Raw genomic sequence first — 6,582 nt, 5'->3', positions numbered from 1 at the left:
GCAGAGCGCCGACGATCAGGATCGCCTGGCTGCCCTGCGAGCTCTTGAACACCGCCGCATCGCCGCCGTAGCTGGTGATGATCGACTCCGGCAGCTCGATCTCCGCGCGGTAGTGCTCGATCTTGCCGGTCGCGTCGCCGAGCGCGGCGCCGGGCGYGAGGTTGAACGACACCGTGACCGCCTGCAGCTGGCCGACGTGGTTGATCGAGGTCGGGCCGACCGTGCGCGTGACGGTCGCGAAGCTCGACATCGGCACCAGCGTGCCGCTGGACGAGCGCACGTAGATGTTGTTGAACGCGCTCTCGTCCTGCTTGGCGCCGGGCGCCACCTCCATGATCACCTGGTAGCTGTCGACGGCGGTGTAGATCGTCGACACCTGCCGCTCGCCGAACGCGCTGAACAGCGCCGAGCGCAGCGCGTCGATCGACACGCCCAGCGTGTTGGCGCGGTCGCGGTCGATGTGCAGCGACGCCTGCAGCCCGCGCAGCTGCGAATCGCTGGTCACGTCGCGGAACAGCGGGTCGGCGCGCAGCTTGCCTTGCAGCTTCTGCGCCCAGTCGTTCAGCTCGTCGGCCTTGACGCTCTGCAGGATGTATTGGTACTGCGCCTTGCTCTGGCGGCCGCCGAGCTGCAGGTTCTGGATCGGGCGCATGAAGACGCTGATGCCGGCCACGTCGCGCAGCTTGCGGCGCAGCCCCTCGACCACCTGGGTCATGTCCTGGCGCTCGGCACGCGGCTTCAGCGCGACGAACATGCGGCCGGTGTTCTGCGCGCCGCCGCCGCCGTTGAACGAGCTGACGGCCAGCACRTTCGGGTCGTCGCGGATGATGGCCGCGGCGCGGTCCTGCAGCCGCACCATCTCCGGGAACGAGGTGTCTTCCGAGGCTTCGGTCTGCACGCTGAGCTGGCCGATGTCCTCCTGCGGGAAGAAGCCCTTCGAGATGCTCGCGAACAGCCAGCCGGTGGCGAGGAAGGTGACCGCCGCGACCAGCACGACGGCCACGCGGTGTCGCAGCGCCACGTCGAGCGTGCGCGAGTAGGCGCCCAGCAGCAGGTCGAAGCCGCGCTCGAACGAGCGCACCAGCGCGCCCGGCGGCTTCTTGTGCGCGTCGTCGGTCAGGAAGCGGCTGGCCAGCATCGGCACCAGCGTCAGCGAGACGAAGGCCGACGCGATGATTGCCAGCGACACGATCACCGCGAACTCGTGGAACAGCAGGCCGATCACGCCCGGCATGAAGAAGATCGGGATGAACACCGCGATCAGCGAGGTGGAGATCGAGATGATCGTGAAGCCGACCTCGCGCGAGCCGCGCAGCGCCGCGCCGAACGGCGCCTCGCCGTGCTCGACGTGCCGCATGATGTTCTCGAGCATCACGATCGCGTCGTCGACCACCAGGCCGACCGCGAGCGTCAGGCCCAGCAGCGAGATGTTGTCGAGCGTGTAGCCGAAGCCCCACAGCAGCGCGATCGCGCCGACCAGCGAGACCGGCAGCGACAGCGTCGGGATCGCGGTGGCGACGAAGCGGCGCAGGAACAGGAAGATCACCAGCACCACCAGCACGATGGTGCCGAGCATCGTCAGCGTCACGTCGTGCAGCGATTCGCGCACCGACACCGAGCGGTCGTTGACCAGGTTCATGCGCACCGACTGCGGCAGCTGCGCCTGGAAGCCCGGCAGCGCGGCGCGCACCGCATCGACCACCTTGACGGTGTTGGCGTCGGGCTGGCGCTGGATGGCCAGCGTGATCGACGGCTCGCCGTTGTAGCTGGCGAAGGTCTTCACCGTCTCGTAGCTGTCCTCGACCGAGGCGACCTCCTTCAGCCGCACCGGGTTGCCGTTGCGGTTGCTGACGATCAGCTCGCCGAACTCGGCGGCATTGCGCAGCTGGCGGTTCGCCTGCAGCGTCAGCGTCTGCTTCGGGCCTTCGAGCGTTCCAACCGGCGTGTTGGCGTTGGCGGCGCCGAGCGCGGCGTTCAGCTCGTCGAGGCTGATGTTGCGCGCGGCCAGCGCATCGGGCTGCACGCGCACCCGCACCGCGAAGCGCTTCTGCCCGTAGATGTTGACCTGCGCGACGCCGGCCAGCGTCGACAGCGACGGCGAGATCAGGTGCTCGGCGAAATCGTTCAGGTCCGACAGGTTCAGCGACGGCGAGGTCAGCGCGATCAGCAGCACCGGCGCATCGGCCGGGTTGACCTTGCGGTACGCCGGCGGGCTGGTCATGTCCTGCGGCAGCTGGCGCTGCGCGCGCAGCAGCGCGGCCTGCACGTCGACCGCGGCGGCGTCGATGTCGCGGCCCTCGTCGAACTCCAGCGTCACGGTGGTGCTGCCCAACGTGTTGGCCGAGCTGATCACGCTCAGGCCCGGGATGGTCTGGAACTGCTTCTCGAGCTGCAGCGCGACCGAGGTGGCCATCGTCTCCGGGCTCGCGCCCGGCAGCGCTGCCGAGACGTTGATCACCGGCGTGTTGTAGCTCGGCAGCGCGGCCACCGGGATGCGCGTGTACGCGATCACGCCGGCCACGACGATGGCGGCGTTCAGCAGCACCGTCATCACCGGACGGCGGATGAACAGCTCGGACAGGTTCATGGCGCGACTCCCGAAGTTGCGGATGTCGTTGCGGATGTCGTTGAGGATGCCGCAGCCCCCGCACCCTTGCCCTTGCCGCCGGCCCCGCTCGCCGCGCGCTCGACCACCGGCGCGCCCGGCCGCAGGTTCTGCCGGCCGTCGACCACCACGCGCTCGCCCGGCTTCACGCCGGTGACGACCGCATCGGTGCCGGCCGCCTGCACCACCGCGATCGGCCGCGCGACGGCCCTCCCGCCGTCGTCGACCACGTAGACGATGTTGCCGCGCGGGCCCTGGATCAGCGAGGCCTGCGGCACCACGATCGCATCCTTCAGCGTCTCGACCACCAGCCGCACGCTGACGAACGCGCCGGGCCACAGCGCCTGCTGCCTGTTGTCGAACACCGCCTTCACCTTGACGGTGCCGGACGACGCGTCGATGTTGTTGTCGACGAACTGCAGCTTGCCGACCAGCGTGCCGCGCCCTTCGGGCAGCACCGCCGTGACCGCGCCGCGGCTCGACTGCAGGTTGCGCAGCGCCTCGGCGAGGTTGCGCTGCGGCAGGTTGAAGCCGACGGCGATCGGGTCGATCTGCGTCAGCGTCACCAGCGTGCTGGTGGCCGGCTGCACCGAGCTGCCGGGGAACACGTTGATCGCGCCGGCGCGGCCCGGGCCGGGCGCGACGATGCGGTTGTAGCCCAGCGCCACCTTGGCAGCGGCCAGCGCCGCGCGGTCGGACGACACCACCGCCTGCGAGCCCTCGACCAGCGTCTGGCTGCTGTCGACGGCGCTCTGCGAGACGAAGTTCTGCGCGAGCAGGTCCTTGCTGCGCATGAGCTGGCGCTGCGCGTCGGCCAGCGAGGCGAGGTCCTTCTCGAGCTGGGCCTGCGCCTTCGCGACGTTGACCTCGTCGGTGCGCGAATCGAGCGTGAACAGCAGCTCGCCGGCCTTCACGAACTGGCCTTCCTTGATGTGGACGTGGGTGATGGTGCTGGCGACCTGCGGACGGATGTCGACGCTGTTGAGCGCGGTGACGCTGCCGGTCGCTTCGAGCGTGACCTCGTAGTCGCGCTGCTGCGCGCGCACGGTGCTGACGCTGACCGGCGCGCCGGACGCGGCCGCCGACGGCGCACCGGCGGCCGCACCGCCCTCGCCCTTGCCACGTGTGGCCACGCCGTAGCCGACGCCCGCCGCCACCACCACCGCGGCGATCACCCAACCCACCAAGCTCTTGTTCATGAACTGCCCGTCGTCAAGTCATTCGGAAAAATCGGTCCGGCCCTCGGCCCCGGGATGGAAGCGCAGCGCCGGCACCCGGCTGGCGGCCCAGGCGGCCAGCGCGCACACGGCGGCGGCACAGCCGAAGGCGACCACGAACGCGAAGCGCAGCGCCTCCTGCGCCTGCGGATCCTGCGCTGCGTGCAGTGCGTCGCTGCTCCCCATCAACCCGAAGATCAGCGCGCCGAACGCGCTCGCGCCGATCGAGGAACCGAGCGTGCGTGCCAGCGACATCGTGGCCGCGGCGGCACCCAGGCGCGCCGGGCCGGAGGCGGTCTGCGTCACGATCTGCATCACCGACATCACGCTGCCCAGGCCGAGCCCGGTGGTGAATCCGAGGGCGACCAGTGTGCGCTTGTCGGGTGGCAGCAAGGCCATGCCGAGCAGGCTGCAGCCGGCCAGCAGCAGCCCGCCCACCGGCAGCGCCGTCGGGCGGCCGGTCCAGATGATCAGCCGCGACGTGAAGGTGGCACCGCCGACGATGCCGGCCGTCAGCGGCAACAGCAGCAGGCCGGCCTCGGCGGCATCGGAATGCAGCGACAGCTGCAGGTAGATCGGCAGGTAGAACACCATCGCGAACATCGCCGACGCGAAGCCGACCACCGTGAGCGCCGCATAGCGCACCGGCGGCAGCCGCAGCAGGTCGACCGGCAGGAACGGCCGCGCCGCCAGCCGCTCGACGCGCAGCAGCACGGCCCACAGCGCGACGGTCGCCACCAGCAGCGCGCCGCTGGTCGCCGACACCCAGTCGAAGCGGTGCCCGGCCGACGACAGCCAGAACAGGCTGAGCGCCATCGCCACCGCGAACAGCAGCATGCCCTGCACGTCCGGCGGCCCGCTGCGGGGGTGCGGCACGTCGTCGGCCCGCAAGGCATGCAGCCGCCACAGCGCCAGCGCGCACAGCGGCAGGTTGACCAGGAACAGCCAGCGCCAGCTGGCGTGGTGGACCACCAGCCCGCCGATCACCGGGCCGCCGACGCTGGCCAGCGTGAAGACGATTGCGAAATAACCCTGGCTGCGCGCCCGCCGCTGCGGCGAGACGACCTCGCCGATCAGCGCCTGCGACAGCGTCATCAGGCCGCCGCCGCCCAGCCCCTGCAGCGTGCGCGCGGCCACCAGCCACCACAGGCCGGTGGCCAGGCCGCAGCCCAGCGAGCCGAGCGCGAACAGCGCGGTGGCCAGCGACAGCAGCTTGCGCCGCCCGAACTGGTCGCCCAGCTGGCCGTACAGCGGCACCACGATCACCGAGGCCAGCAGGTACGAGACGGCCAGCCAGGAGGTGTCGCGCAAGCCCCCGAACTCGCGGCTGATGACGGGCGTCGCGGTGGCCAGCAGCGTCTGGTCGACGGCGGCCAGGAACATCGGCAGCATTACCGCGCCGAACAGGCGGCGGAAGCGGCGGCGACCCTCGGCGATGCGCCGGGCCACCTGCTCGGACGTTGGCGCGGGGCTTTCCGCGGGGAATGCGGTGTCAGTCATGGACGAACCTCGCCTTGAGGATCGCCAGACCCTGCATCACGAGCGCCAGTTCCGCCGGCGTCGCGCCGGACAGCGTGTTCGCGAGGTCGGCCCGCGCACCACGGCGGATGTCGTCGAGCAGCGCCTTGCCTTCGGCGCTCAGCCGCAGCTCGGTGCGGCGGCGGTCGGCCGCGGCGGTGCTCGGCGAGACGTAGCCGCCGCGCACCAGCCGGTCGACCATCGCCGACGCGGTGGCGAGCGTCACGCCGAGGAAGCCGGCGACGTCGCTGATCGAGCAGCCGGCATGGCGGCCGATGAAGCCCAGGCAGCGGAACTGCGGCACCGACAGCCCGGCGTCCAGGCTGCCGCGCATGCCCATGCGGATGGCGTTCATCACGTCGGGCACCACGCTCAAGACCTCGGCCGCGACGCGGCTGGCGTCGGGCACGGAGGCGGCCGGTTCTGGCTTGGCGGGAGATCTGGAAAGAGAAGCCACGGCGGGACGCTGCCTTCGCAGGACTTGTCGAGATGCTTAGCCTATCAAAGCATTTCGACAAGTTTGTTGCGGGTCGGTAAACGCGCCGCCGGCCGCCGCGAGGATTTCACGGCGGCGGAAAGAAGATCAGTGCTTGCCGGTGGAACCGAATCCGCCCGCGCCGCGGTCGGATGTGCCGAACTCGTCGACCACCCGGAAGCTCGCCTGCACCACCGGCACGATCACCAGCTGCGCGATGCGCTCCATCGGCGCGATCGTGAACGCCGCCTGACCGCGGTTCCAGCAGCTCACCATCAGCTGGCCCTGGTAGTCGGAATCGATCAGGCCCACCAGGTTGCCGAGCACGATGCCGTGCTTGTGGCCGAGCCCGGAGCGGGGAAGGATGATCGCCGCCAGCCCCGGATCGGCGACGTGGATCGCCAGGCCGGTGGGGATCAGCTGCGTCTGGCCGGGTTCGAGCACCAGCGGCGCGTCGAGGCAGGCACGCAGGTCGAGGCCGGCGCTGCCGGGGGTCGCGTACGTGGGCAGTTGCCCGGCCATGCGCGGGTCGAGCACCTTCAGGTCGATCGGGGTCATGCGGGTCGGGGAGTGGAAGAGGAAACGGGGGAAGAGGACAGCCGGGCCGCGATCTCGTCCACCAGCGTGCGCGCGAGCGTCAGCTTGTCGGCATGCGGCAACTGGCGTTCACCCTGCGCATCGACCAGCAGCAGCGCGTTGTCGTCGCGCCCGAAGGTGGCCGGCCCGAGGTTGCCGACGATCAGCGGCACGTTCTTGCGCTGCAGCTT

The 6,582-nt window shown here is 70.6% G+C and carries 6 protein-coding genes; all 6 read right to left on the bottom strand.

Features of this window, described 5'->3' with window-relative positions; all coding sequences use genetic code 11:
* Nucleotides 1–2,587: efflux RND transporter permease subunit (locus AC1D12_RS20830; protein ID WP_477842573.1), on the bottom strand; the 2,587-nt coding region annotated here is incomplete at its 3' end.
* Nucleotides 2,584–3,804, bottom strand: a complete 1,221-nt coding sequence (locus AC1D12_RS20825; RefSeq protein ID WP_477842571.1) for an efflux RND transporter periplasmic adaptor subunit — start codon at nt 3,802–3,804, stop codon at nt 2,584–2,586. The genes AC1D12_RS20830 and AC1D12_RS20825, both read right to left, overlap by 4 nt.
* A gap of 18 nt (nt 3,805–3,822) precedes the next feature.
* Complete coding sequence (locus AC1D12_RS20820; protein WP_477842569.1) at nt 3,823–5,322, bottom strand: MFS transporter; 1,500 nt, start codon at nt 5,320–5,322, stop codon at nt 3,823–3,825.
* A complete protein-coding gene (locus AC1D12_RS20815) occupies nt 5,315–5,749 on the bottom strand; it encodes a MarR family winged helix-turn-helix transcriptional regulator (RefSeq protein ID WP_465113213.1) in 435 nt (144 codons plus the stop codon). The genes AC1D12_RS20820 and AC1D12_RS20815 overlap by 8 nt, the downstream gene beginning before the upstream one ends.
* Nucleotides 5,750–5,923: 174 nt before the next feature.
* The gene (dut, locus tag AC1D12_RS20810; RefSeq protein WP_477827916.1) at nt 5,924–6,373 is read right to left on the bottom strand and encodes a dUTP diphosphatase; all 450 of its coding nucleotides are present in this window, start codon (nt 6,371–6,373) and stop codon (nt 5,924–5,926) included.
* Nucleotides 6,370–6,582, bottom strand: a 213-nt coding sequence (locus tag AC1D12_RS20805) for a phosphopantothenoylcysteine decarboxylase domain-containing protein (RefSeq protein WP_477842567.1), incomplete at its 5' end; no start/stop codon positions are given. The genes dut and AC1D12_RS20805, both read right to left, overlap by 4 nt.

The sequence above is a fragment of the Rhizobacter sp. P1_G5 genome (assembly GCF_056405435.1).
Note: the sequence above shows the minus strand (reverse complement) of the source record. Positions and strands in the feature narration are given on the sequence as shown.

Excerpts from the sequence above, each read along its gene's own strand:
- AC1D12_RS20825 (WP_477842571.1), bottom strand. The coding sequence starts at position 3,804 with ATGAACAAGAGCTTGGTGGGTTGGGTGATCGCCGCGGTGGTGGTGGCG.
- dut (WP_477827916.1), bottom strand. The coding sequence starts at position 6,373 with ATGACCCCGATCGACCTGAAGGTGCTCGACCCGCGCATGGCCGGGCAA.
- AC1D12_RS20820 (WP_477842569.1), bottom strand. The coding sequence starts at position 5,322 with ATGACTGACACCGCATTCCCCGCGGAAAGCCCCGCGCCAACGTCCGAG.